The following is a 23,989-nucleotide window of genomic DNA, read 5'->3' as shown; positions in this document are numbered from 1 at the left end:
GTACGCCGCGGCACGGCACTCCGCGTCCGCCCGGCCGGTCCCGGGTGCCCGGCGGGCCCGTGGCGCCGGCCGGGGTGATCCCCGCCGGGGCAGCCGCGGTCAGCGGCCCGCGGCGACCTTCGCGGCCGGCCCCGGCGCGTCCTCCTCCGCAAGGACGTCGGCCACGACGGCCGCCAGGCTCAGTCCCCGCACGGCGTCGGCGATCTGGGCCGCCCTGGCCCCGAGCGCCGCGCCGGCGGCGGCCCGGGTGGCGGCCCGGTCGGCGAGCCTATGGTGGTTGGTCATCTCCATCACCCCGAACCGGTCCCACTCGCGGTCGGTGACCGTCAGCAGCCGCAGGGCCCGGGCGTGGCGGCCCTCCGCGCACGCGATGCCGGCGAGCCCGTCGAGGACCTCCATCTGTCCGGTGGCCAGGCCCAGGTCGAAGTACTCGGCGAGGCTCTCGCGGTACAGTTCCCGCGCGCCCTCGATGTCGCCGAGCTGGCGGCGCACCATGGCCAGGTTGCTGGTCGCGGCGGCCGTGCCCACAGGTTGCGCGCCGGCTCCCCCGCACCACTCCCGGATCTCGGCGAACAGCGCCCCGGCCTCCTCCCACCGGCCCTGCCCGCACAGCGCGAGGCCGAGCGGGGTGCCGGACACGATCGCCCGGTACTTGTTCCCGGCCTCCTCGCACGCGGCCCTGCACTCGAGCGCGAACCGTTCCGCCGCGGCGTAGTCCGCCTGGGCCAGGGCTGTGAACGCCAGGCCGTTCAGCGCGCTCTGCAGCGCCTGGCCGTCCCCGAGTTCCCGGCAGGCCGCCAGGGACTGCTCGCCCCACAGCCGGGCCAGTTCGAGGTCGCCCGAGCCCCGGACCAGGGCGGACGCCGCGCGGGTCGCCCGGACGTACACCTCAGGGGACAGTGACACCGCCGGATCGTCGAGCACCCGGCGGATCCAGCCGAGGGCCTCGACGCTCATGCCGTGGTCGCTCCAGTACCACCACATGGACGCGCCGATCTGGACGGCGGTCTCCGGCTCGCCGCCCTCGCCGAAGCACCAGCGCACGGCGGCGCGGAAGTTGGGCACCTCCGCCCGGACCATCCGCAGCCGGGGGGCGGCGGTCTTGGCCTGGTAGGACTGCTCGGCGAAGTCCGCGTACCACCGCGCGTGCCGGCGCCGCAGCTCCGGGGCCTCCCCCGACAGCGCCAACTGCTCCGTCGCGTACTCGCGGACCAGCTCCAGCACCCGGTACCGGGTGCCGTCGGTGTGCTGCTCGGCGACCACCACGGACTGGTCGACGAGCCGGGCGAGCACGTCGTGCCCCATCCCGGTCACGGTCTCGGCGGCCTCGGCGACACAGCCGTCGACGAAGACGGCGAGCCCGCGGAACAGTGCCTGCTCGTCGGGTTCGAGGAGCTGGTAGCTCCAGTCGATGGCGGCGCGCATCGTGCGGTGCCGGTCCGGGGTGGTCCGCGACCGGCGGTCGGCCAGGTCGAGCCGGCGGCCGAGGTGTTCGGCGACCTCGTCGAGGGACAGGGTGCGCAGCTGGGCCGCCGCCAGCTCGATCGCCAGGGGCAGGCCGTCGAGCCGGCGGGTGAGCCGGCGGGCGGTGGCGATGTTGGCGGCCGTGACGGCGAACCCGGGCCGGGCGGCGGCGCCCCGGTCGGCGAGCAGCCGGACCGACTCGGCCCGGGCGGCCACGGCGCCGGGGGCGTCCTCGGCCGGGATGGTCAGGCCGGCCAGGGGTCGGACCAGCTCGCCGGGCACGCCGAGCGGTTCACGGCTGGTGGCGACGACGCGCACGCCCACGCACTCGCGGAGCAGGGTGTCGACGACCTCCGCGCAGCTGTCGACGACGTGCTCGCAGTTGTCCAGGACCAGGAGCACCCTGGCGCTGTGCAGCCGGGTGACGAGGCTGCGCAGGATGGGCTCTGAGGTGCGTTCCCACACGTTGACGGCCGCGGCGACCACGGCGGCGACGGGGGTGCCGGCGGGCAGGGCCGCCAGCTCGACGACGAACGCGCCGTCGGGGTAGTCGGCCGCCGTGTCGCGGGCCAGTTCCAGGGCGAGTCTGGTCTTGCCGGCCCCGCCCGGGCCGGTCACGGTCAGCAGCCGGGACGCGCCGAGCTGGTCGGCGAGCTGTTCGAGCTCCCGCCGGCGGCCGATGAACCGGCTGGCCGGCACGGGGATCGTCGAGGGCGGGTCGAGGGTCGGGTCCCGGCGGTCGATGGCCCGGGCGAGCGCCGCGACCTCCTCGCCGGGTTCGACGCCCAGCTCGGCCTCCAGCACTCCGGTCAGCGCCGCGTACGCCGCCTGGGCGTCGGCGATCCGGCCGCACCGGTACAGCGCGAGCAGGTGGGCCCGGACGAGCCGGTCGCGGGTCGGGTACGCGAGGACGACGCCGGCCAGCTCTGCGGCGACCGGGGCGTGCCGGCCGAGGGACAGGTCCGCGGACACCCGGTCCTCCCACGCCGACAGCCGCAGTTCGGCGAGCCGGAGCCGGGCGGCCTCGACGTCGGGGCCGGCCGGGATGCCGGCGTAGGGCTCGCCCTTCCACAGGGCGAGCGCCGCCGCGAGGTCCTCGGCGGCCCGGGCCGGGTGGGTGGCGAGCAGTTCCCTGCCCCGGGCGACGAGGGCCTCGAACCGGCCGGCGTCGACCTCGTCGGGGGCCGCGTCGAGCATGTACCCGGAGGCGACCGTGACCAGCCGCTCGCCGAGCACCTTGCGCAGGGACGAGATGTGCACGTGCAGCGCGTGCAGGACGCTGGCCGGCGGGGCGTCGCCCCATAACTGGTCGATCAGGTGCTCGACGGGCACGGCCTGCCCGGCGTGCACCAACAGGACACCGAGGACGGAACGCGGCCGGGGACCCCCCAGACGCACCGGCTCGCCTCCCGCCAGGGCCTCGATCGGCCCGAGCACCCGGAAGTCCACGGACTCGGATCCCGCCACAGCCTCACCACCTTGAGCGAACGTTGAGCGAGTGCGGTGATGCTCTCTCCCACGGGCCGATGCGCATCTCAGCGTATGACCCGACTAAGTGCAAGTTCAACGGCATTTGCCGCAATGCGGGAAGCGTACGGCGGCACCCCCGACATCACCGGTCCCGTGACCGGTTGTCGACACCAAACCGGAGGAAAGAATGTCCACAGGAACTCGTCGGAGGATGCTGGCGGCCACGACCGGGCTCCTCGCGCTGGGCTGGTCGCTCACTGCCTGTGAGCTTCCGGTCCAGTCACCCGCTCCGAGTGACGGCCAGTCCGGCTCGGCCGCCCCGGAGGCGACCAGCAAGGGCGCGGCCAGCACCGCCGGCCCGAGCGCGCGGCCGACCGCCGGGGTCACCGCCGTCCCGGTGGGCGACTTCTGCAAGCTGTACGAGGCCGACCAGGAGAAGCTGCGGACCGTCGCCCTGACCGGCAACCCCGCCGTGGTCGGCGTCGAGAAGGCCAAGGCCAAGAAGGCGTTCCAGGCGATCGCCGACGCCGCCCCGGCGGACATCCGCCAGGACATGCAGGTGATCGTGACCCTCGACATCGACCTGATCGACGAGAAGCCGGGCGCCTACGAGCGCTCCGACGGCAAGGACGTGGAGGCCGCGCTGTCGCACACCGCCTTCTGGTACGCCCACAACTGCTAAGGAGTACCGGATCATGAAGCGTCTCGCGGTCGTCGCCGTCCTCGCGGCGTTCCCGCTCGCCCTCGCCGCGTGCACGCCGCCGGGCGAGGGGGCCACCGGAACCCCGGCCTCGGTCTCGCCGAGCAAGGCCACCGTGAACCGGCAGTTCTGCGACCTGCTCGCCTCCGTCACCCTCCGGGCGGCGACGCCCTACATGAACGGGACGAACAAGACAGACCTCGACCAGCTCCGCAAGGATCTCAAGACGCTCGACGACGGGGCGCCGGCCGACATCAAGACGGACGTGCACCAGTTCGTCGTGGGTCACCTGGCGATCCTCAACGGCGAGCCGGGCGCCACCGACTGGCTGACGAAGCCGGAGAACCAGGCGGTGGCCGGCCGGTTCGGGGCCTGGATGATCACGAACTGCTGACCCGCAGCACCGACCGGAGCGCCCGGCGACCCCACGGGGGCCGCCGGGCGTCCCGCTGTCCCGGCGGGCCGCCGCCGGCCTCAGAGTGGCCTGCCCAGGTCGTTGACGATCCGGTCGATCTCGGCGAGGGCGAACGCCGCGACCTGGCGCTGCCGGCCCTCCGCCACCGGGTCGGTCTCCTCCAGGTCGCCGAGCACGATGATGTTCTCGTCGTTGAGCGTCGCGCCCGGGGCGGTGAAGTTGAAACTGCCGGCGATGGTCAGCCGCTCGTCGACCACCATCAGCTTGTGGTGCACCTTGCGGACCCCGGTGCCGGGCTTGTTCTCGAACAGCCGGACCCCGGCGGCCTTCAGGTCCGGGGTGGCCGCCCACTTCTGCCCGCCCTGGCCCCGGTCGAGGACCCCTCGGACCCGGGTCAGCGAGTCGACCAGCCGGATCATCGTGTCGTCGATGCCGGAGGACCGGGCGAAGGTGAACATCGCGAAGTCCACGCTCGACTGCGACTTGAGCATCTGCTTCATGATCTCCATCTCGGGGCCCTGTTGCGGGGCGAACAGCGGTTTGACCCGGATGCCGCCGAGCCGCACCTCGAGGGGACGTGGCTCGACCCGCTGGTTGAGCTCCCCGAAGGTGCCGGAGCGCAGGCTGGCGAACTCGGTGACGTAGGGGCTGGTGATGCGCGTGCCGCGCAGTACCACGATGTGGTTGAGGTTGTTGCCCTTCTTGCCCCCGGTCCCGGCCGGCGGGTTGGCACCGGTGTCGGTCAGGGTGAAGTTCGCCGACCCGGTGAGCACGGCCGCCGACGGCAGGCCCGGATCGCGGACCATGAACTTCTGGTGGAACAGCTCCGGGTTCAGGTCGGTGATGATGTCGACCCTGGCCCGCAGCAGGGCGGCGTGGATCGTGCGGTTGACCTCGTTGGCCCCGCCCGGCTCCCACGGCTTGTCGACCGCCTCGTCCTCGGTGAGGTAGTTGCCCTCCAGGATCAGCTGGATCCGGACCCCGGCGGACTTCGCGGTCAGGATCGCCTCGGCCACCGGGCGGGAGTCCAGCGCCTGCACGGCGATGAGCAGCACCTTCTTCGCGCCGCCGATGAAGTCCAGCACGACGGCCTCCAGGTCGTCCGGACCGCCGAGCACGGTCGGTCCGGTGTAGAACTCGACGCCACCCAGGTCTACCCCCATGGACGTACTCCTATCCCTCGGCGACGGCCGTGCAGACGGCCACGAAATCGGCGACGATCCGGCGTCGGTCGTCGCGGTGCCACGCCAGCGCCACCCGGGTCGGGGAGATCCGGTCCACCGGGCGGTAGACCACCCCGGGGCGGGTGTAGAACCGGGCCGTCGACTCGGCGGTGAAGCACACCCCGAAGCCGTTGGCGATGGCCTCCATCCACTCGTCGGACGAACGGACCTCGGCGCCGATCCTGACCGGGTGCCCGGCGCGCTCCTCGACGGCCAGCCAGAAGTCGCGCCACACCCCGGACTCGACCGGGGTGGCCACGAACGGCTCATCGAGCAGGGCCGCGAACGGCACCACGGCGTGGGCGGCGAGCCGGTGCCCGGCCGGCAGGACGACCCAGCGGGGCTCGCTGAGCAGGACCCGCTGGTGGAAGCACTCGTCGGCCGGGACGGGCACCCGCAGGAAGGCGACGTCGACGTGGCGGTCGCGCAGCCCGCACGTCGGGTCGCCCCACGCGGCCTGGGACATGGTCACCTTCCAGTCCGGCCGGCGGCGGGCGAACTCCTGGAAGATCCGCGGCGTCAGCTCGCCGCACGCGTTAGCGACGAAACCGACCCGCAGGGTGCGGTTCTCCTCGGCGGCCGCCGCACGGGTGGCGGCGAGCGACTGCGACCACTGGTCGAGCAGCCGGCGGGCCTGGGGCAGCAGCGCGCGGCCGGCGTCGGTGAGCTCGACGTGTCGACTGGAACGGCGGAGCAACTTCATCCGCAACTGGCTCTCCAGGAGCCTGACCTGCTTGGACAGCGCGGGCTGGGAGATGTGCAGGCGTTCGGCGGCCCGGGTGAAGTGCAGCTCCTCGGCGACGGAGACGAAGTACCGGAGGAGACGCAGATCCACGTCCATAACGAATAGTTATAGCAGGAATTCTTGGTAATTGCCCAAATTAATACCGATTATGAATTGGTTCGGCCCGCGCGAGGCCGTCGGAAGTGTGAGGAGAGTCCACGTGTCCACAGCCGACACCGTCACCGGGTACCCGGTGCCCTCCCGGAAGATCTCCCGCTTCGCGTGGCAGACCGGACCGTGGTTCGAGGTCTTCGAACGCCAGGTCCTCCTCATACAGGAGCCGCTCAGACCACGAAACCGTCGCTGACCCGGACCGTCGGGCCGAGCCCGCCGCGCCGGGCGACGTCCGCCCGGTAGCGGGTCACCTCCTCCGCGGTGAGCACACCACCCGGGACAGCGTCGGGGGCGAGCCGCACGGCCCGGTTACGGGTGTGGCGACCCGGGTCCGGGCCACCGAAGTCGACCCGGGTGACGAACAGGCCGTCGGGGCTGGTGACCACGTAGTAGCCGCTGCCCGGGTACGCGCCGAGCAGGTGGCCCTCGGCGCGCCGCTGCCCGCAGGCCGAGGCGACGCCGGTGTAGCCGAACGGCCACTGGACCTCGGCGGGGCCCGTCACGTCGTGGCCGACGACCCCGCGGCAGTCGTCGGCGGCGTGGGCGCGCACGTCCGCCGCCCGGGCCCGGTCGACCGCCACGCATCCGGCCACGCCCGGGACTGCGAGCGCCGCCAGGACAACCGGTACCCATCGACGAAATCTCATCCCCCTGTTATAGCCGGCGTCCGTTCCACAACCGGCGGGCATGGGGGACTCCGCCACCACGGACAGGCTCACGGGCGCGCGGGCGGGGTCAGGGGCGCAGTCCGGCGGCCTTCGCCGCGAGCCCCTCGACCGCGTCCCAGTCGCCGGCGGCGAGCAGGTCCGCCGGGGTCAGCCACGAGCCGCCCACGCAACCCACGTTCGGCAGCGCGAGATAGCCGGCGGCGCTGTCGACCGTGATGCCGCCGGTCGGGCAGAACCGCACGTCGGGCAGCGGCCCGGACAACGCCTTGAGGTACGCCGCTCCCCCGGCCGCCTCCGCCGGGAAGAACTTCAGCTCGGACAGCCCGCGCTCGACGGCCGCGAGGACCTCGGACACGGTGGCGACCCCGGGCAGGTACGGCAGCCCAGAGTCGGCGAGCGCCGCGTGCAGGTCCGGGGTCGCGCCGGGGCTGACCAGGAACCTGGCCCCGGCGGCCACGGAGGCGGCGACGTGCGCCGGCGTCGTCACGGTGCCGACGCCGATCCAGGCCTCGGGCACCTCGGCGGCGATGGCGCGCACCGCGTCGAGGGCCGCCGGGGTGCGCAGCGTGATCTCGATGGCCGGCAGGCCCCCCGCGACCAGCGCCCGGGCGAGCGGCACGGCGTGGGCGGCGTCGTGGATGACCACGACCGGGATGACGGGCGCGAGGTCGAGAATCGAGGTCATGGTTCCCCTGTCGGGCTCGGGTGTGCTGGTCGTCGGTCGGACTCGGACGTGCTGCTGGTCGGGCGGGCCGGACGTGCCGGTGGTCGATCGGGCCGGACGTGCCGGTGGTCGGGCGGGCTCGGGGCCGTGGATGGGCGGGCCGCCCCGGCCCCGGCCGGAGCTGGCCGGTGGTCCGCCCCGGACATCCTGACGGACGGATCCGATCGTGCCGGCGCGCCCGACCGGACACCGTCGACACCGGCCCCGGTTCCGCTCAGAAGATCGTCGCACCCCGGTCGGCCGGGCCGACCAGGGCACGGAAGCCGGCGAACAGCTCCCGCCCGGTACCCCACGCGTCGGTCTCCTTGGGGGAACCTTCCGGGGCTCGGCCGGTGAGGTCGGCGAGGACCTCGACGGTGCCGGCGTCGGCGTCGAGCCGGAGCACGTCGCCGTCCCGGAGCAGTGCCAGGGCCCCGCCGTCGGCGGCCTCCGGGGTCACGTGGATCGCGGCCGGCACCTTGCCGGACGCGCCGGACATCCGGCCGTCGGTGACGAGCGCGACCTTCAGCCCCCGGTCGAGGAGCACGGCGACCGGGGGGGTGAGTTTGTGCAGCTCGGGCATGCCGTTGGCCTTCGGGCCCTGGTAGCGGACGACGATCACGGCGTCGGCCGGGAACTCGCCGCGCTCGAAGGCCGCCAGGAAGTCCAGCTGGTCGTCGAAGATCCGGGCCGGGGCCTGCACGATCCGGTGCTCTGCCTTCACGGCGGACACCTTCATCACGGCCCGGCCGAGGTTGCCGGCGAGCATCCGCATCCCGCCGTCGGGGGCGAACGGGTCGCCCACGCCGCGCAGCACGTCCTTGTCGCCAGACTCGGCGACCCCGTCCCGCCAGACCAGGGTTTCCCCGTCGAGGAACGGCTCGGCCAGGTAGTTCTCCAGGCCGGTGCCGGCGACCGTGCGCACGTCCGGGTGCAGCAGACCGGCCGACAGCAGCTCGCGGATCAGCAGACCGATGCCGCCGGCGGCGTGGAAGTGGTTCACGTCGGCGGCGCCGTTCGGGTACATCCGGCTGAGCAGCGGCACCACCGCCGACAGCTCGGCCATGTCGTCCCAGGTCAGCTCGATGCCGGCGGCGGCGGCCATCGCGACGAGGTGCATCGTGTGGTTCGTGGAGCCGCCGGTGGCCAGCAGCGCCACCACCCCGTTGACGATGGCCTTCTCGTCGACGACCTCGCCGATCGGTGTGTAGTTCTTCCCCAGCGCGGTCAGCGACACGACCCGGCGCGCGGCCTCGGCGGTGAGCGCGTCGCGCAGTGCGGTGCCCGGGTTGACGAAGCTCGAGCCCGGCAGGTGCAGGCCCATGACCTCCATGACGAGCTGGTTGGAGTTCGCGGTGCCGTAGAACGTGCAGGTGCCGGCCGAGTGGTAGGACTGCGACTCGGCTTCGAGGAGCTCCTCGCGGCCGACCAGGCCCTCGGCGTACTGCTGGCGGATGCGCGCCTTCGCCTTGTTCGGCAGCCCGGAGACCATCGGGCCGGCGGGCACGAACACGGCCGGCAGGTGGCCGAAGCTCAGCGCACCGATCACGAGCCCTGGCACGATCTTGTCGCACACGCCCAGGTAGAGCGCGCCGTCGAACATGTCGTGCGAGAGCGCCACGGCCGTGGCCATCGCGATCACGTCCCGGCTGAACAGGGACAGCTGCATGCCGGCCCGGCCCTGGGTCACCCCGTCGCACATCGCCGGCACGGCCCCGGCGACCTGCCCGGTGGCCCCGACCTCGCGCAGCGCGGCCTTCAGCCGGGGCGGGTAGGTCTCATACGGCTGGTGCGCGGACAGCATGTCGTTGTACGCGGTGACGATGCCGATGTTGGCGCGCGGGGTGGTGCGCAGGACCAGCTTGTCCTCGGGTCCGCAGGCGGCGAAGCCGTGCGCGAGGTTGGCGCAGCCCAGGTCGCCCCGGGCGGGGCCGGTGTGCGCGGCGGCCCGGATCCGGGCGAGGTAGGCGGAACGTTTCGGAGCCGAACGCGAAACGATCCGGCGGGTCACGGCGTCCAGGACGGGGTTCACGTGGATTCCTCCTCGTGCCAGGTGCGGCCGTCCCTCTCGATGAGGGCGATCGCGGCGGCGGGGCCGGAAGAACCGGCGGCGTAGGGCTTCGGGCCGACAGCGTCGGCGGCCCAGGCGGCCAGGATCGGCTCCGTCCACGTCCACGCGGCCTCGACCTCGTCGCGGCGCATGAACAGGGTCGGGTTGCCGCGCACGATGTCCATCAGCAGGCGCTCGTACGCGTCGGGGGTGCGGGTCTTGAACGTCTCGGAGAACTGCAGGTTGAGGCTCGCGCCCCGGGCCCGGTACCCGCCCGGGCCGGGTTCCTTGGTCATCAGGTGCAGCCGGACGCCCTCGTCGGGCTGCAGCCGCAGGACCAGGCGGTTGGCGGACAGCGGCGGGCCGTCCGCGCCGAAGATGGAGTGCGGCACGGGCCGGAACTGGACCACGATCTCGGAGCTGCGCCGGTCGAGCCGCTTGCCGGTGCGCAGGTAGAACGGCACGCCGGCCCAGCGCCAGTTGTCGATCCCGACCCGCAGGGCCACGAACGTCTCGGTGCTCGACGGGCCGCCGAGCTCCTCGGTGTAGCCGGCCACGGCCGCGCCGGACACCGCCCCCGACCGGTACTGCCCGCGCACCACGTCGCCCGGGCCGGTGGGCCGCAGCGCCTGGAGCACCTTGAGCTTCTCGTCGCGGACGGCGTCGGCGTCCACGCTGGCGGGCGGCTCCATCGCGACCAGGCACAGGAGCTGGAGCAGGTGGTTCTGCACCATGTCCCGCAGCGCGCCGGCGTCGTCGTAGTAGCCGCCGCGGCCGCCCACCCCGAGGTCCTCGGCGACCGTGATCTGCACGTGGTCGATGGAGCCCGAGCGCCACAGCGGTTCGAAGAGCATGTTGGCGAACCGGAGAACCAGGAGGTTCTGCACGGTCTCCTTACCCAGGTAGTGGTCGATCCGGTAGATCTGGTGCTCGTGGAACACCGCGCCGACCTCGTCGTTGATCCGCCGGGCGGACGCGAGGTCCGTGCCGATCGGCTTCTCCAGGACGACGCGGGACTTCTCCGTGATCAGGCCGGCCTCGTGCAGGTTGCGGCTGACCGGTCCGAACAGCTTCGGCGCGCAGGACAGGTAGAAGGCCCGGACCCTGTCCTCGCCGCCGACGAGGACCTTGGCCAGGTCCTGGTACGCGGCGAGGTTGGTGACGTCCAGCTCGCGGTGGTACAGCCGCTCGCGGAACGCGGCCCAGGCGTCGGCGTCGAAGGTGCCCGGCGGCAGGAAGGCGCGCACCTCGGCGTGCACCTTGTCCCGGTAGTCCTCGTCGGACAGGCCGGCGCGGGACACCGACACGATCCGGGTGTCGGGGGTCAACTGGCCGTCGCGGTCGCGCAGGTACAGCGCTGGCAGCAGCTTGCGGAACGCCAGATCGCCGGTGCCGCCGAAGACCACGAAGTCACACGCCGCGACCGGTGCACTCTGATGCATGAATTGCGCCCTTCCCGAGCAGGTTCAAGCAACCCTAGGCAGAAGTTCGGCCCGATGGCAAGCATAGTTTCGCATCATGAAATACAGAAGCCTCCGTAGTATCGACACTTTGACGTACGCAAGTCCGAATGGTTAACTCTCGTCTCATGGCCAGGTCACCGATCGCCCCGGCACCCGCGAGCGCCGGCGACGTCCTCCGACTCGTCCTCACCGGGACGGCCGACACCCGCGGCGACATCGGGCGGCTCACCGGCCTGTCCCGCACCGCCGTCACCGCCAGGGTCAGCGAACTGCTGACCAGGGGCCTGCTGGTCGAGACCACGGTCGGCCCCTCCACCGGCGGCCGTCCCCCGGTCCGGCTGTCCTTCAACGCCGCCGCCGGGGTCGTCCTGGCCGCGGCCGTCGGGGTGACCCGCACCCAGTTCGGCGTGTACGACCTGGCCGGCGACCCCCTCGCCGAGGACTCCGGCCCGCTGGACGCCACCCGGGGCCCCGAGGCCGTGTTCGCCTGGCTCCTGGACCGCTGGCGGGGACTCCTCGCCGAGCTGGGCCGCACCGCCGACGACGTGCGCGGCGTGGGCCTGGCCGTGCCGGCCCCGGTGGACGTCGCGACCGGCCGGACCGGCACCCCGCCCACCTTCGCCGGCTGGGACGACGTGGACCTGGCCGCGCCGTTCGCCGCCGAGTTCGGCGTACCCGTCGTGGTCGACAACGACGTGAACGCGATGGCCGTCGGCGAACACTGGGCCCGACGGGCCGAGGGCATCACGGACCTGCTCGCCGTCAAGGTCTCCGCCGGGATCGGCGCGGGCGTGGTGGCCGGCGGGGTCCTGCAACGCGGCGCGATCGGCGCGGCCGGCGAACTCGGCCACATCCGGGTCGAGAACGGCGGCGGCGTGCTCTGCCGATGCGGCAACTCCGACTGTTTGGAGGCTGTGGCTGGTGGCAGTGCTCTGGTTCGGCGTCTGGCCGACGACGGACTGCCCGTCAGCAGCGTCGCCGACCTGGTGTCCATGGTGGGCGACGGCAACCCCCGGGTGGTGCACACCGTGCGCGACGCCGGCCGCCGGCTCGGCGAGGTGCTCGCGGCGGCCGTCAACATCCTCAACCCGGCCGTGGTCGTGCTCGGCGGCGACCTGGCCCGGGCGTACGAACCCCTGGTCGCGGGTGTGCGCGAGACCGTCTACCAACGCGCGGCGGCGTACGCGACCCGCCGGCTGCGGATCGTGCCGAGCGTTCTCGACGAGCGGGCCGGTCTGGTGGGCTGCACGGTCCTGGTGCTCAACCGGGTGCTGTCGGCCTCGGCCGTGGACGCGGCGGTCGCGGCCAGAACACCCCGTTAGACGGCTACGGCGACACCTCCCCCGACACCACCGGCGGCCGGCGGACCACCCCACACAACCACAGGTCCCCGACACCGCCATCGTCGCCTGTGTTGGAAAGTCGGTATAAGCGCCGGATTGGCGTGCATCATGGGCATATGGGTCTAGTGATCACTCTCCTCTGCCTGCTCGTCGTGGTGCTCGTCGTCGTCGGCTACGCCGTGGGCGTCTACAACGGCCTGGTCCGGGCGCGCAACGGCTACAAGAACGCGTTCGCGCAGATCGACGTGCAGCTCAAACGCCGGCACGACCTGATTCCGAACCTGGTCGAGGTCGCCAGGGAGTACATGCGGCACGAACGCGAGACCCTCGAGGCCGTGATCGCCGCCCGCTCCGGCGCGGTCAACGCCCAGGCCAAGGCCGCGGCGAACCCGGGCGACCCCGCCGCGATGGCCGGACTGGCCGCCGGGGAGAACATCCTCAGCCAGACGTTGGGGCGGCTGTTCGCGCTGGCCGAGGCGTACCCGGACCTCAAGGCCAACCAGAACATGATGCAGCTGTCGGAGGAGCTGGCGTCCACCGAGAACCGGGTGGCCTTCGCCCGGCAGGCCTACAACGACGCCGTGATGGCGTACAACAACAAGCGCGAGGTGTTCCCGTCCAGCGTGCTGGCCGGCATGTTCAACTTCGCGCCCGCCGCGCCGTTCGAGGTGGCCGAGCCCGGCGAGCGGGACGCGCCCAAGGTCCAGTTCTAGGCATGAACTTCTTCGAGCGCCAGCGGCACCTGCGCCGGATGTCCGTCCGCCTGGTGCTGCTGTTCGCGCTCGCCGTGGTCGCGATCATCGTGGTGGTGGACCTGGCGGTGGTACTCGCGATGGGGGCGCTCAACCAGCCCGTGTCCCACCTGGCGGGGCTGCTCGTGGCGAGCACCGTGGTGACGGCCGGCGCGATCGGGCTGGCCACCCTGTACCGGACGGCCACCCTGCGCGGGGGCGGCGGCCGGGTGGCCCGCGAACTCGGCGGCGACTACGTCCCGCACGACACCACGGACCCGGCATTGCGGAGGCTGCGCAACGTCGTCGAGGAGATCGCGATCGCCTCCGGGGTCGCCGTCCCCGAGGTGTACGTGCTCCAGGACGAGTCGGCGATCAACGCCTTCGCCGCCGGCTGGTCCACCTCGGACGCCGCCGTCGCCGTCACCCGCGGCGCACTGGAGACCCTCAATCGCGACGAGCTGCAGGGCGTCATCGCGCACGAGTTCAGCCACGTCGTCAACGGGGACATGCGGCTCAACATCCGGCTGATCGGCCTGCTGTTCGGCATCATGTTCCTGGCCCTGGCCGGGGAGACGATGCTGCGGGCCGGCGCTTTCGGCCGGTCCCGGGACGAGAAGTCCGGCGGCAACCCGCTGCCCCTGATCGGGATCGCGCTGGTCGCCGCCGGCTGGGTCGGGGTGCTCGCCGGCCGGCTGATCAAGGCGTCGGTGTCCCGGCAGCGGGAGTACCTGGCCGACGCCGCCGCCGTGCAGTTCACCCGGCAGACGGCCGGCATCGCCGGAGCGCTGAAGAAGATCGGCGGCCTGCCCGGCGGGTCCCGGCTCGGCGCGCCGAAGGCCGAGGAGGTCGGACACATGCTGTTCGGCACCGGGTCGAAAAGCCGGGCGTCGTGGTTCGCGACCCATCCGCCGCTGGCCGAGCGGATCCGGGCGTTGGACCCGTCGTTCGATCCGGCGCAGCTCGAGGCGCTGGCGGAGGGGTGGGCGCAGTCGCCGCCGAACGGGATGCGCGAGGACCTGACCCTGGGTCTGGCCGGGCACACCGTGCCGGGAACCGGGCCGGGCCCCATGCCCGGGGCACGGGCGGTGACGGCCGGGGATCTCGTGGTGTCGCGGGTCGCCTCGCCCGACGCCGGGTCCTACCGACACGCCGAGGCGTTCCTGGCCCGGATCCCGGCGCCGTTCGCCGCCCGGGCCCGCAGCGTGGACCGGGTGGTGCCCCTGGTGCTGGGCCTGCTCCTGTCGGCCGATCCGGGGGTACGCACCCGCCAGCACGCCGACCTCGTCACCCGGTACGACCGGGCCACTGCCGACGCCGCCTGGCTGGAGGCCAACGCGCTCGCCGACCTCGCCCCGGTGCTCCGGCTGCCCCTCGCCGAACTTGCGTTTCCCGCGCTGCGGCACCGAACGACCACCGAGCAGGAGGGGGTGCTCGGCGCGGTGTACACCCTGATCAACGCCGACGGACGCACGAGCCCCTTCGAGTACTGCCTGTCCCGGATGCTGCACCGCGCCCTCTACGAGGCCCTGCACCCGAAGCCACGGCTGACGTCGGCACTGCCCCTGTCACGGGCCCGCCGGGAGGTGGCGGTGCTGCTCGCCGTTCTCGCCGGGGCCGGCCAGTCCGACCCGGCGGCGGCCGACCGGGCGTACCGGGCCGGGCTCGCCCTCGCACTGCCCGACGAGGCTCCGGCGCGGCCGGACCTCCCCGGCGGGGTGCTCGCGCTGGAGGACGGTTGGGCGGTACTCGACCGGCTCGACCCCGGCGCCAAGGAGACCCTGGTCCGGGCGGCCGTGGCCGTGATCAGCGAGGACGCGGTCGCACAGGTCACCGAGATCGAACTGCTCCGCACCGTCTGCGCCCTGCTGCACTGCCCGCTCCCCCCGCTGACCAGCCTCCCTGCCCGCCTGCCCGACCTGCCCTAGAGTGGGGCGGTGGATGCGCAGGAAGTCGTCGCCGAGGTGCTGACCGCGCGGGGGCTCACCCTCGCCACGGCCGAGTCGCTGACCGGCGGCCTGTTGGGCGGCCTGATCACGGCCGTGCCCGGGGCGTCGGGGTTCTACCGGGGCGGCGTGGTCGCGTACGCCACCGAGGCCAAGGAGCACGTGCTCGGCGTCGACGGTGACCTGCTCGCCGCGCACGGACCGGTCAGCCGGCAGACGGCGGTGGCGATGGCCGTCGCGGCCCGGGAGCGGTTCGGAACCGACTACGGGCTGTCCACCACCGGGGTCGCCGGGCCGACGGAGCAGGACGGCCACCCGGTCGGCACCCTGTTCGTGGGACTGTCGGGCCCGGCCGGCGACCGGTACGCCGCCCTGCTCGGCACCGCCGCCACCCGCGACGGCCTGCGGACCTGGGCCGTGCGCGCGGCGCTGGGGCTCCTCGTCGAGGAGTTGGGCCTGACCGCCGACAACGGAGACTGAACCGGCCGCCACCTGTGGCGGGACCGCGCGGTGGCGGGCACCCGTCAGGTGCGGCGTTCCCAGGTGGTCAGGACCACCCGGCGGTTCTTTCGCTCCCGGATGACGGGCTCCTCGTCCGTGCGGGTGAAGCCACTGGACCGGGCCACCCCGACGCTCGGCACGTTGTCGTCGGCGATCCGCAGGAGGACGCGCGGCATGCCGAGGTCGCGCAGGGCGTACCCGGCCAGGAGCCGGACCGCCCGCCCGGCCAGGCCCCGGCGGCGGTGCCCGGCCCCGACGGCGTAGGCCAGCTCGCCGTCGCGGCCTTCGGCCCCGGCCCGGAACAACAGCACCTCGCCCAGCGCCGCCGGGCCGCCGGCCGTGATCGCCAACTGGACGCCGTTCCCCGCGGTGCGGGCCCTGCGCGCGTTGTCGAGGTAGTCGCGCGCCGCGTCCAGGTCGAACGGGGACCGCAGCGGGGTCCACGCGTCCACCTCGGACTCGTCGAACAGCTCGACCATGGTGGGCAGGTCGGCGTCCTCCCACTCGCGGAGGACGACGCCCTCCCCGTCGAGCGTGAGGGAACCCGGCCAGGGCACGGAAGTCATGATCGATATCTTGCCACGCCGGATCCCGCACCGCCGCCCCGCGAAGGCCCGGTGCCCGGTCAGGCCTTCACGACGTCGCCTCCCACGACCTTCACCGCGATCGCCGACAGTCCCCGCGCGGCCGGCCCCTTGACGAGAGAGCCGTCGTCGGCCCTGAACTGCGAGCCGTGGTTCGGGCACGTGATCACGCCAGCCTCGGGGGTGCCGACGATGGTGCCCTGATGGGTGCACCGGGCGCTGAAGGCCTTCACGACGCCGGCCTGCGGCTGGACCACCAGCACCGATCCGACCAGCTTGCCGCCGCCGACGGGGATGTCGGCGAGTTTCGCCAGTACCCCCGAGTCAGGGGTCTGGGGGTTGGCGGGCGGGTCGGACGGCTTCGCCTGGTCGGTGGAGCCGCCGCATGCCGCGAGCAGGGCTGTCGCGCCGACAGCCCCCGCCCCGAGCAGCACCGCGCGCCGGCACAGCGTGTCGTTGACCGTCATGTTTCGCTCCGTTCGAGAGGGGGCACGTCACTGAGCACTACGGACGGGCCCCCGGAACGGTTCACCGGGAATCTGACGGAGGCGGCGGACCCGAAACCTATCCGCCGGTTCCGGGTATCGCCGTCGGAGGGCGGAAAGTCCGATCGCCGGCCGCTCGACCTGGGCCGGGCGCGCCCAGGCCGGGCCGGGTGCTGCGACAGTGGAGGGGTGGCAGGCAAAACCACCATGACCCGCGGGTTCGCCGGCGCTGTCCAGACGCGCGCGGACTACGACGCGCTGCAGGCCAAAGCCTCCCGGGCCAGGCTCCTGGACCGGGCGGCGGGGCTCATCGCCGGCCGGTTCGGCTCCGACCTGGCGCAGGCCGAGGCCCGCCTGCACCGGCTGGCGAGCGAACGCGGCGAGGACCCGGCCGCCACCGCCGCGGCCCTGCTGGAGACCGCCGGGCTGACCGGGACCGCGTCCGCGCCGCCGCCCGGGCTCCTGGACCCGGCGTACTACCTGCGACAGGAGCCCGGGCCCGCCGTGGTCCTCGCCGGTACCCGGTGGGAACGCGGCGCGGTCGCGTCCGCGGAACCCGTCGAGCGCCAGGACGTCGCCGAACTCGCCGACGACCTGCTCGGCCAGCTGTCCGCACGGGTGGGCGCGGCGGCGGTCGTCATCATGGCCGTACAGCCCGACGGGTCCGTGCAGGCGTTGGGCACCGCCGGGACGCCGGCCCGGTTCGCGGGCGCCTGGCAGCGTCCGCCCGACCACGTGAACACCGCGGTCCGCGACTGCGTGCGCTTCGGACGCGAGGTGTGGCTGCCGGACCTGGAGACGGCGCGACGCCGGTACACCCTGATCGGCGATCCCGAGGACCTGTGGCCGTCGCGGCTGTGGATCCCGGTCCGCCGGCACCACCCCGACGGCGAGGTCGTGGCGGCGATCGGCGTGATGTGGGACCGGCCGGAGCCGTTCGACGCGGCGACCCGCCGGACCACCCGGGCACAGGTCGCGGAGGCGGGGGCCCGCCTGCTGGACCGCCTCGCCGGCCGGCAGGAGTCCCCCGGCAGCTGGACCCTCGCGGCGCAGACGGTGCTGGACATGCTCCCCGGCGCGTTCGCGGTCCTCGCCCCGGTCCGCGACCGGGCCGACCGGATCGTCGACTACCGGATCGAGGCCGCCAGCCCCGAGGCGCAGGACAGCACCGGTCGGCGCAGCCAGGAGATGGTGGGCATGCGGGTCCTCGACGCGTACCCGGCCGCGGCGGACACCCCGCTGTGGGACGCCTACGCGCAGGTCCTCGCCGACGGCGTGCCCCGGGTGGTGGGGCCGTTCCTGTACTCCGACACCGGCGAGCGGCTGCCCCCGGAGGCCCGGCTCAGCGTGCGCGTGCACCGGTGGGGCACGGCGCTGCTGGCCCGCTGGGTGGTGCACGACGAGCTGGAGTTCCAGGCCGAACGGCTCGCCTACACCGAACGGCTCGGTTCCCTCGGCTGGGGCGAGTGGGACCTGGCCGGGGGCAGCGCAGCCTGGTCGGACAACGTGTACCAGATCCTCGAACGCGCCCGCACCGCCGGCCCGGCGAGCCTGGACGAACTCACCGCGCTCGTCCTCCCCGAGGACGTCGCGATCCTCGAACTCGGGCTGGCCAACCTCGCCGAGCACCGGCGGATCGACGTGACGTTCCGGGTCGGGCTGCCCGGCGGCGTGAAATGGCTGCGCACCGTGGGCGAGGCCGTGGTGGACACCGACGGCGTGCCGGTGAAGATCTACGGCATCGTCCAGGACGTGACGGCCGCCGAGCAGGCCCGCCGGCAGCTCAACGACCTGCGCGCCGACCTCACCGAACGCCGCCGCGCGCTCGTCGCCGAGCAGCGGGTCACCGCCCGGCTGCAGGAGATGATCCTGCCGCTGCCCGAGGGGCAGGTGACGCTGCCCGGGCTGGCGGCGGCCGTGCGGTACCAACCGGCCCAGGCCGCGGCCCGGGTCGGCGGCGACTGGTTCGACCTGCGCGCGCTCCCCGACGGGCACACGCTCGTCGCGATCGGCGACATGGCCGGACACGGGCTCGCGGCGGCCGCGGCGATGACCAAGGTCCGCAACGCCCTCGTCGGGCTCACGGCAGCCACCGGCGACCCGGCCGAACTGCTCGGCTACCTCAACCGCCTGCTGTGCGACGACCCGGACAGCCCGACGGGTACCGCGCTGATCGGCCGCTACGACCCCGACAGCGGCCGGTTCCGCTGGGCCACCGCCGGGCACCCGGCACCGGTGTCCCTGGGCGCCGACGGCGAGGCACTGCTCCTCGACGCGCGCACCGGTCCGCTGCTGGGGGCCTTCGCCGGGGCCGAGTACGAGACGGCCGAGGTGACCCTGGAACCGGGCGACACCGTGCTCCTCTACACCGACGGGCTCGTCGAGACCCGCGACACCGACATCGTCACCAGCATGCGGGCGCTGGCCGACGCGCTGGCCGGGCGGCCGGACGTGGCGCTGCCGGTCCTCCTGCGGGACCTGGAGCCCGTCACCACCGACGACGACACGTGCGCGGTCGCGATCCGCCGCCTCCCTCGGCGGACCGGGACCTGAGCGTCATGTCCCGACTCCCCGGCGTCGGCCCCGCCCGCCACGTCGAGGGACGGCCGGCCTTCCGGAAAGCACGGCCCAGGACACCCCGCCGTCAGTTTTCCTGAGCGACACCGGTCTAGGACACGCCCGCCGTGCGGAACTGGACGCTCACCCTCGGCCCCACCGGGCGGCTCGTCTTCGGGATGGCGTGCTCCCATGTCCGCTGGCAGGAGCCGCCCATCACCACCAGGTCGCCGTGCCCCACCGCGAACCGGACGCTGTCCCCGCCGCCCCGCGGCCGCAGCAGCAACGCGCGGGGCGACCCGAAGGACACGATCGCGACCATCGTGTCGGACGTCGACGCCCGGCCGTTGGTGTCCCCGTGCCAGGCGACGCTGTCGCGCCCCGTGCGGTACAGGCACATGCCGGCGGTCACGAACGGCTCGCCCAGCTCCGGGGCGTAGTGCGCCGACAGGGCGGCGCGGGCCTCGGCGAGCAGGGGGTGCGGGAGGGGATCGTCGCCCCCGTACCAGCTCAGGAGGCGGGGGACGTCGACATCGCGGTCGTACATCGTGCGGCGCTCGGCGTGCCACGGCACCTCCTGCAGCAGGGTGCCGAGGACGTCGTCGGAGCCGCGCACCCAGCCGGGCACGTGGTCGACCCACGCGCCCCCGGTCAGCCCGTGCCGCCTCGCACCCGCCAGGGACCCGAGAGCGGGGCCGTCCGGGGTCAGATCGAGGATCGAGGGCTGGAAGGAGTACGAGGCCACCCCGCCATCTTAGTACACCTGTTCCAAGTCGGGTTCAGTCCTTCGCCGCGGACCCGTTGCGCGCCGACACCGCGCCCTCGATCCGCAGCAGCAGGCCACCGATCACCAGGAGACCGCCGACGAAGAACCCACTCTCGTAGTCGGGCCTGTTCCAGTTGAACAAGATCACGACCATCCCGGCGAGGGTCGCGACCGTGCCGGCGATCCTCGCGTACCACCCGTGGCTGGTTGTCCGCATCGGCGCAGTGTACGGAGCTACCGTGCCCGCCGTGGCCCCGCTCGTCCGCTACGGCCGCGGCCCACCCGTACGGACGGCGCGCAGGAGGACGAACTTCGGGTTGGCCGCCACCACCTCGCAGTTGCCGAACAACCTGCGCAGCTTCACGTGGTAACCGAGGTGCCGGTTGCCGACCACCCACAGCTCTCCCCCGGGCCGCAGGGCCGCCCGCGCGCCGGTGAACATCCGCCAGGCCGTCGCGTCGCCCGTCGACTGGTGCACGTGGAACGGCGGGTTGTTCAGGACCAGGTCGACGCTGGCTGGCGGGAAGCCGGCGAGGCCGTCGCCGACCAGGAAACGGGCCTTGGTCCGGGGCGCGTTGGCCGCCATCGTCGCCTCCGCCGACGCCACCGCCTGGTAGGACTCGTCGACGAACGTCAGCTCCGCGTCCGGGTTGCCGAGCGCCGCGGCCAGCCCGACCACGCCGTTGCCGCAGCCCAGGTCCACGACGTGTTCGGCGCCGGAACGCGCCGGAAGATGTCCGAGGAGGAAGCGGGTGCCGATGTCGAGCCGTTCGGCGGAGAACACCCCGGCGTGGTTCGTCACGGTCAGCCCGGACACGACGCCGACGTCGCCGGGCAGGGCGTGGGTCCGGGGCCACGGGTTGGCGGGCCGCACGAGCGCCGGGTCGGGGGTGCAGAAGACGAGCCGGGCCTTGCGCTCGGCCAGCGAGGTGCTGGTCGGTCCGAGGATCCGTTCGAACAGCTCCAGCGTCGAGGTGTGGATCTCCTTGACCATGCCGGCGCCGACGACCACGGTGCCGGCGTGCGTCCCGGGGGCGAGCCGGTGCAGCTGGTCCTCGAGAAGAGCGAGACTTTTGGGTACCCGCACCACCAGCACGTCGACCACGCCCGGCGGCTCGTCCCGGGTGGTCGACACGCGCGCGTCGGCTCCGGCGCGGCGCAGGTTCTCCCGGGCGGCCTCGGCCGCCAGGTGGGAGTCGGTGATCAGGATGGGCCCGTACCGGGCGAGCGCCGTGGTCAGCGCGCCCCACCGGTCACCGACGACGACCACGGTCCCGGACAGGTCGAGTGTGTCGAGATGCCGCAGCAGGTAGTCGTCTGCGGCGTCCCACGCGCGCAACGGGTCGCGCGGGTCGACCGGGAAGCGGACGAGGTCGAACTCGCCGTGGGGCGTCATGAAACGGTTCATCGAGGTCACAAGCTATCGGAGCGCGGCGGCACCGCCGGGACCGGGACCGTGGTGGCCCGGGTCCGTGACGGCGAGGCGGCTCCTTCGGGCGGGGTGACTCCGGGAGGTGAAGTGGCCGTGTGGGGCGAGGTGGTTCCGGGCAGGTGAGGAAGCCCCACAGGGCGAGGTGGCGCTGCGGAGGTGAGGTGGCCCCGTTGGGGCTCGGGGCTGCTCCGTGGAGTGAGGCGGTGGAGCTGGGGTGGCATGGCGGGCGTCACGCCACCCCCGGCGTCCTAGGTTGCTAGGTGACAGGGGTCAGCCCCACCAGAACATCGTCGCGATGATCGCGTACAGGGCGATCATCACCGCGCCCTCCAACCAGTTCGACTCCCCGTCCAGCATCGCGATCGCCACCGTCAACACCGTCAACAGCACGGCGGCCACCAGCAGCGGGGTGAACACGAGGGTCAGGGTCGTCGCGGTGAACAGGCTCAGCAGGACCAGCATCGGGGCCATCAGCAGGGCGATCTGCAACGGGCTGTTGATGATCACGCTGACCGCGAAGTCCATCTGGTTGCGCGCGGCGAGCTGGATGCCGACCACGTTCTCGATCGCGTTGCCGGCGATCGCCACGATCACCAGGCCGGCGAAGGCCGGCGAGATGTGCAGGGTGCCCATCGCGGGCTCCAGGGCGTGCACGAACCAGTCGGACACCAGCGCCGCCGCGACGCTGGCCCCGGCCAGCACGGACACCGCCAGCCACAGCGGCCAGCGCGGCGGCTCGTGCCCGGCCGGCACCGGGTCCGTCGAGGCGCGGCGCTTCAGCGAGGCCGGCAGCGACAACGCGAAGATCGCCAGCAGCACCACGGAGATCACGATCGACAGTGGCTTCTCGTGCTGGGAGACCGGCGCGTGCAGACCGTGCGCGATGGCCGGCATGACCAGCGCGGCGGTGGCCAACAGCAGCAGGACCATCGTCATCCGGATCTGCGCGGAGTCGAACTTCTGGCTGCCGTGCTTGAGGCCGCCGACCAGGAACGCCGCGCCGAGCACGAGCAGCAGGTTCGCCAGCATCGAGCCGATGATCGACGCCTGGACGACCGAGGTCAGGCCGGCCTTCAGCGCGAAGAAGCCGATGAACAGCTCGGGCAGGTTGCCCAGGGCGCTCTGCAGCACCCCAGTGCCCCCGGAGCCGAGCCGTTCGCCGAGCTGTTCGACGGAACGCCCCACGAGGGAGGCGAGCAGCGCGACGGCGAGCGCCGCGCAGCCGAAGGCCGTGACGTCGCCGAGATGGGCGTACCGGGTGACGCCGGCGGCGCCGATTGCCACCACGGCGGCGCTGACGATGAGGAGATCGCTGCGGTTGAACACAGCGACATCGTGCCGCCCAGCTCCCCCGCGATCAAGGGGCGCGCCGCGCGGAGGGGACAGTCGATCCGACCAGCCCGGATTGTCCGACACGAAGGGACACCGCTGGCGGCCGTCGGACCCCGCGCCGCGCCTACGGCTGATGGTCCATCGGAGGCACCTGACGAAACAGTGCCGGGGCCGGGGCCGGGCGCCCCGACGCGGCCGTCGTCGCCGACTCACCGGGCGGCGCCCCGAGGATGCCCTTGTGCGCGGCCTGCAGACCAGCCTGAAACCGGGTCCGCGCCCCGAGCTCGTCCATGATCCGGCGCATCCGACGCTCGACCGTGCGTTTGTTGACCCCGATCCGGCGGGCGATCGTCTCGTCGGTGTACCCGGCCGCGGCGAACCCGAGAAGCTGGGCGTCGTCGTCGGTGACCCCGCCGTCACGACCCGCCGACCACAGCGGGGTCGCCCGCTCCCAGAGCAGTTCGAAGAGGGTGACCAGGCTGTCGAGCAACGGGGACCGCCGCAGGACCAGGGTCTGGCGCTCGTCCGTCAGCTGGAACGGGACGAGGGCGTGCGCGCGGTCGGTGATCAGGAGCTTGAGGGGCACGTTGTCCAGCACGCGGGCCTGCTCGCCGAGCCGCGCGAGCTCCCGGGCCAGGGCGACCTGTTCGGGTTCGGCGAGGGACTGGCGGTCGTAGATGGTGCGGTAGCGCACGCCCCGGGCCATCAGCTCGCGCTGGACCTCGGCCTGGCGGGCGATGCCGGCCAGCACGTACGGCGGCTTGTCGAACGTCAGCACCTCCTCGCGCGTAGCCAGCTGGGTCTGCACGAAACACTGCACATTGGCCTCGGCGCCCTCGATGATCTGGATAGGCGGCTCGCGGTCGCGGTGCGCGGCGTGCCACACGGCCGCGAGTTCGGCGGCGTCGAGGCGTGCCCGGTCGATGCGCTGGTGCTGGTGCAGGGCGAGCACCTCGATCGCCAGGTCCGGCGGCGCGGGCCGGTACCGGACGGGCCGGGTCGGCGTCGCGGTCACCAGGCCCCGCGCCTCCAGCGTCCGTAGTTGCCGGCGGAGCCTGGAACTGTCGCGTCCGGTCACCTCCGCGAGGTCGGCGATCGTCGAGTCCGGACGGCCGAGCATCACCCGGTACAGGGATTCCTCGGCTTCGGCCACGTCGAACGGCTCCAGCATCGACCCTCCTCCATGGTGTCGGCTTCCCGCCGTTGACGGTAAACCGGCGGGTCGTTTCCCGCCAGGGGGGCTTAGCGTTCCGGGCAAC

The 23,989-nt window shown here is 73.3% G+C and carries 21 protein-coding genes; 7 read left to right on the top strand and 14 right to left on the bottom strand.

Features of this window, described 5'->3' with window-relative positions; translation table 11 throughout:
* Window positions 1-99 precede the first annotated feature (99 nt).
* Window positions 100-2,931, bottom strand: coding sequence for an ATP-binding protein (locus tag IW245_RS05975; RefSeq protein WP_197002195.1), 2,832 nt, complete (start codon window positions 2,929-2,931; stop codon window positions 100-102).
* A gap of 190 nt (window positions 2,932-3,121) precedes the next feature.
* Here IW245_RS05975 and IW245_RS05970 point away from each other — a divergent pair, with 190 nt between their 5' ends.
* Window positions 3,122-3,616, top strand: a complete 495-nt coding sequence (locus IW245_RS05970) for a hypothetical protein (protein WP_197002194.1) — start codon at window positions 3,122-3,124, stop codon at window positions 3,614-3,616.
* A 13-nt stretch (window positions 3,617-3,629) separates the two neighbouring features.
* Window positions 3,630-4,028, top strand: coding sequence for a hypothetical protein (locus IW245_RS05965; protein WP_197002193.1), 399 nt, complete (start codon window positions 3,630-3,632; stop codon window positions 4,026-4,028).
* Window positions 4,029-4,108: 80 nt separating this feature from the next.
* Here the strand turns inward: IW245_RS05965 and IW245_RS05960 are convergent, their stop codons facing one another.
* From IW245_RS05960 to zwf, 6 genes are all read right to left on the bottom strand, one after another.
* Window positions 4,109-5,212: a phospholipase D-like domain-containing protein gene (locus IW245_RS05960; protein ID WP_197002192.1), complete on the bottom strand. Its 1,104-nt coding sequence runs from the start codon at window positions 5,210-5,212 to the stop codon at window positions 4,109-4,111.
* A gap of 10 nt (window positions 5,213-5,222) precedes the next feature.
* Window positions 5,223-6,113 carry a LysR family transcriptional regulator gene (locus IW245_RS05955; protein ID WP_197002191.1) on the bottom strand — a complete coding sequence of 297 codons (891 nt, stop codon included), beginning with the start codon at window positions 6,111-6,113 and terminating at the stop codon, window positions 5,223-5,225.
* A gap of 227 nt (window positions 6,114-6,340) precedes the next feature.
* Window positions 6,341-6,817: a hypothetical protein gene (locus tag IW245_RS05950; RefSeq protein WP_197002190.1), complete on the bottom strand. Its 477-nt coding sequence runs from the start codon at window positions 6,815-6,817 to the stop codon at window positions 6,341-6,343.
* An 88-nt stretch (window positions 6,818-6,905) separates the two neighbouring features.
* Complete coding sequence (locus IW245_RS05945; RefSeq protein ID WP_197002189.1) at window positions 6,906-7,523, bottom strand: bifunctional 4-hydroxy-2-oxoglutarate aldolase/2-dehydro-3-deoxy-phosphogluconate aldolase; 618 nt, start codon at window positions 7,521-7,523, stop codon at window positions 6,906-6,908.
* A gap of 253 nt (window positions 7,524-7,776) precedes the next feature.
* The gene (edd, locus tag IW245_RS05940) at window positions 7,777-9,573 is read right to left on the bottom strand and encodes a phosphogluconate dehydratase (RefSeq protein ID WP_203787466.1); all 1,797 of its coding nucleotides are present in this window, start codon (window positions 9,571-9,573) and stop codon (window positions 7,777-7,779) included.
* Window positions 9,570-11,033: a glucose-6-phosphate dehydrogenase gene (gene zwf, locus IW245_RS05935; protein WP_197002188.1), complete on the bottom strand. Its 1,464-nt coding sequence runs from the start codon at window positions 11,031-11,033 to the stop codon at window positions 9,570-9,572. Before zwf ends, edd begins: the two co-directional genes overlap by 4 nt.
* A gap of 146 nt (window positions 11,034-11,179) precedes the next feature.
* Between zwf and IW245_RS05930 the strand changes: the two genes are divergently transcribed.
* The 4 genes from IW245_RS05930 to IW245_RS05915 all read left to right on the top strand — a co-directional run bounded on the left by IW245_RS05930 (window position 11,180) and on the right by IW245_RS05915 (window position 15,554).
* The gene (locus IW245_RS05930) at window positions 11,180-12,376 is read left to right on the top strand and encodes an ROK family protein (protein WP_197002187.1); all 1,197 of its coding nucleotides are present in this window, start codon (window positions 11,180-11,182) and stop codon (window positions 12,374-12,376) included.
* A gap of 137 nt (window positions 12,377-12,513) precedes the next feature.
* Window positions 12,514-13,110 (top strand): LemA family protein, encoded by a 597-nt coding sequence (locus tag IW245_RS05925; protein WP_197002186.1) that lies wholly within the window; start codon window positions 12,514-12,516, stop codon window positions 13,108-13,110.
* Between the two features lie 2 nt (window positions 13,111-13,112).
* The gene (locus tag IW245_RS41485) at window positions 13,113-15,056 is read left to right on the top strand and encodes a M48 family metallopeptidase (RefSeq protein ID WP_197002185.1); all 1,944 of its coding nucleotides are present in this window, start codon (window positions 13,113-13,115) and stop codon (window positions 15,054-15,056) included.
* A gap of 9 nt (window positions 15,057-15,065) precedes the next feature.
* Window positions 15,066-15,554, top strand: a complete 489-nt coding sequence (locus IW245_RS05915) for a CinA family protein (protein ID WP_197002184.1) — start codon at window positions 15,066-15,068, stop codon at window positions 15,552-15,554.
* A 44-nt stretch (window positions 15,555-15,598) separates the two neighbouring features.
* Here IW245_RS05915 and IW245_RS05910 read toward each other — a convergent pair whose 3' ends face one another.
* Both IW245_RS05910 and IW245_RS05905 read right to left on the bottom strand, forming a co-directional pair.
* The gene (locus tag IW245_RS05910) at window positions 15,599-16,141 is read right to left on the bottom strand and encodes a GNAT family N-acetyltransferase (protein ID WP_197002183.1); all 543 of its coding nucleotides are present in this window, start codon (window positions 16,139-16,141) and stop codon (window positions 15,599-15,601) included.
* A gap of 59 nt (window positions 16,142-16,200) precedes the next feature.
* The gene (locus IW245_RS05905; protein ID WP_197002182.1) at window positions 16,201-16,626 is read right to left on the bottom strand and encodes a Rieske (2Fe-2S) protein; all 426 of its coding nucleotides are present in this window, start codon (window positions 16,624-16,626) and stop codon (window positions 16,201-16,203) included.
* Between the two features lie 207 nt (window positions 16,627-16,833).
* On the opposite strand from IW245_RS05905, the gene IW245_RS05900 reads away from it, so the two are divergent.
* Complete coding sequence (locus IW245_RS05900) at window positions 16,834-19,197, top strand: GAF domain-containing SpoIIE family protein phosphatase (RefSeq protein ID WP_197002181.1); 2,364 nt, start codon at window positions 16,834-16,836, stop codon at window positions 19,195-19,197.
* 115 nt (window positions 19,198-19,312) lie between these two features.
* On the opposite strand, the gene IW245_RS05895 is transcribed toward IW245_RS05900, so the two are convergent.
* The 5 genes from IW245_RS05895 to IW245_RS05875 form a co-directional block, all read right to left on the bottom strand.
* Window positions 19,313-19,945 carry an alpha-ketoglutarate-dependent dioxygenase AlkB gene (locus tag IW245_RS05895; protein ID WP_197002180.1) on the bottom strand — a complete coding sequence of 211 codons (633 nt, stop codon included), beginning with the start codon at window positions 19,943-19,945 and terminating at the stop codon, window positions 19,313-19,315.
* A 34-nt stretch (window positions 19,946-19,979) separates the two neighbouring features.
* Window positions 19,980-20,183, bottom strand: coding sequence for a hypothetical protein (locus IW245_RS05890; RefSeq protein ID WP_197002179.1), 204 nt, complete (start codon window positions 20,181-20,183; stop codon window positions 19,980-19,982).
* A 48-nt stretch (window positions 20,184-20,231) separates the two neighbouring features.
* Window positions 20,232-21,374, bottom strand: a complete 1,143-nt coding sequence (locus IW245_RS05885; RefSeq protein WP_197002178.1) for a methyltransferase — start codon at window positions 21,372-21,374, stop codon at window positions 20,232-20,234.
* A 294-nt stretch (window positions 21,375-21,668) separates the two neighbouring features.
* Complete coding sequence (cax, locus tag IW245_RS05880; protein WP_233472627.1) at window positions 21,669-22,724, bottom strand: calcium/proton exchanger; 1,056 nt, start codon at window positions 22,722-22,724, stop codon at window positions 21,669-21,671.
* A 130-nt stretch (window positions 22,725-22,854) separates the two neighbouring features.
* Window positions 22,855-23,901, bottom strand: coding sequence for a helix-turn-helix transcriptional regulator (locus IW245_RS05875; protein WP_197002177.1), 1,047 nt, complete (start codon window positions 23,899-23,901; stop codon window positions 22,855-22,857).
* Between the last annotated feature and the right edge of the window lie 88 nt (window positions 23,902-23,989).

Source organism: Longispora fulva, assembly GCF_015751905.1.
Lineage (GTDB): Bacteria > Actinomycetota > Actinomycetes > Mycobacteriales > Micromonosporaceae > Longispora > Longispora fulva.
The sequence above is the reverse complement of the archived record's forward strand: the minus strand, read 5'-3'. Positions and strand labels throughout refer to the sequence as shown.

What these genes read in the sequence shown, in the direction of transcription:
- IW245_RS05960 (WP_197002192.1), bottom strand. Translation starts at nt 5,212, where the DNA reads ATGGGGGTAGACCTGGGTGGCGTCGAGTTCTACACCGGACCGACCGTG.
- IW245_RS41485 (WP_197002185.1), top strand. Translation starts at nt 13,113, where the DNA reads ATGAACTTCTTCGAGCGCCAGCGGCACCTGCGCCGGATGTCCGTCCGC.
- IW245_RS05965 (WP_197002193.1), top strand. Translation starts at nt 3,630, where the DNA reads ATGAAGCGTCTCGCGGTCGTCGCCGTCCTCGCGGCGTTCCCGCTCGCC.
- IW245_RS05930 (WP_197002187.1), top strand. Translation starts at nt 11,180, where the DNA reads ATGGCCAGGTCACCGATCGCCCCGGCACCCGCGAGCGCCGGCGACGTC.
- IW245_RS05885 (WP_197002178.1), bottom strand. Translation starts at nt 21,374, where the DNA reads ATGAACCGTTTCATGACGCCCCACGGCGAGTTCGACCTCGTCCGCTTC.
- IW245_RS05890 (WP_197002179.1), bottom strand. Translation starts at nt 20,183, where the DNA reads ATGCGGACAACCAGCCACGGGTGGTACGCGAGGATCGCCGGCACGGTC.
- IW245_RS05905 (WP_197002182.1), bottom strand. Translation starts at nt 16,626, where the DNA reads ATGACGGTCAACGACACGCTGTGCCGGCGCGCGGTGCTGCTCGGGGCG.
- IW245_RS05875 (WP_197002177.1), bottom strand. Translation starts at nt 23,901, where the DNA reads ATGCTGGAGCCGTTCGACGTGGCCGAAGCCGAGGAATCCCTGTACCGG.
- IW245_RS05970 (WP_197002194.1), top strand. Translation starts at nt 3,122, where the DNA reads ATGTCCACAGGAACTCGTCGGAGGATGCTGGCGGCCACGACCGGGCTC.
- zwf (WP_197002188.1), bottom strand. Translation starts at nt 11,033, where the DNA reads ATGCATCAGAGTGCACCGGTCGCGGCGTGTGACTTCGTGGTCTTCGGC.
- IW245_RS05925 (WP_197002186.1), top strand. Translation starts at nt 12,514, where the DNA reads ATGGGTCTAGTGATCACTCTCCTCTGCCTGCTCGTCGTGGTGCTCGTC.
- IW245_RS05945 (WP_197002189.1), bottom strand. Translation starts at nt 7,523, where the DNA reads ATGACCTCGATTCTCGACCTCGCGCCCGTCATCCCGGTCGTGGTCATC.
- IW245_RS05955 (WP_197002191.1), bottom strand. Translation starts at nt 6,113, where the DNA reads ATGGACGTGGATCTGCGTCTCCTCCGGTACTTCGTCTCCGTCGCCGAG.
- IW245_RS05910 (WP_197002183.1), bottom strand. Translation starts at nt 16,141, where the DNA reads ATGACTTCCGTGCCCTGGCCGGGTTCCCTCACGCTCGACGGGGAGGGC.
- IW245_RS05950 (WP_197002190.1), bottom strand. Translation starts at nt 6,817, where the DNA reads ATGAGATTTCGTCGATGGGTACCGGTTGTCCTGGCGGCGCTCGCAGTC.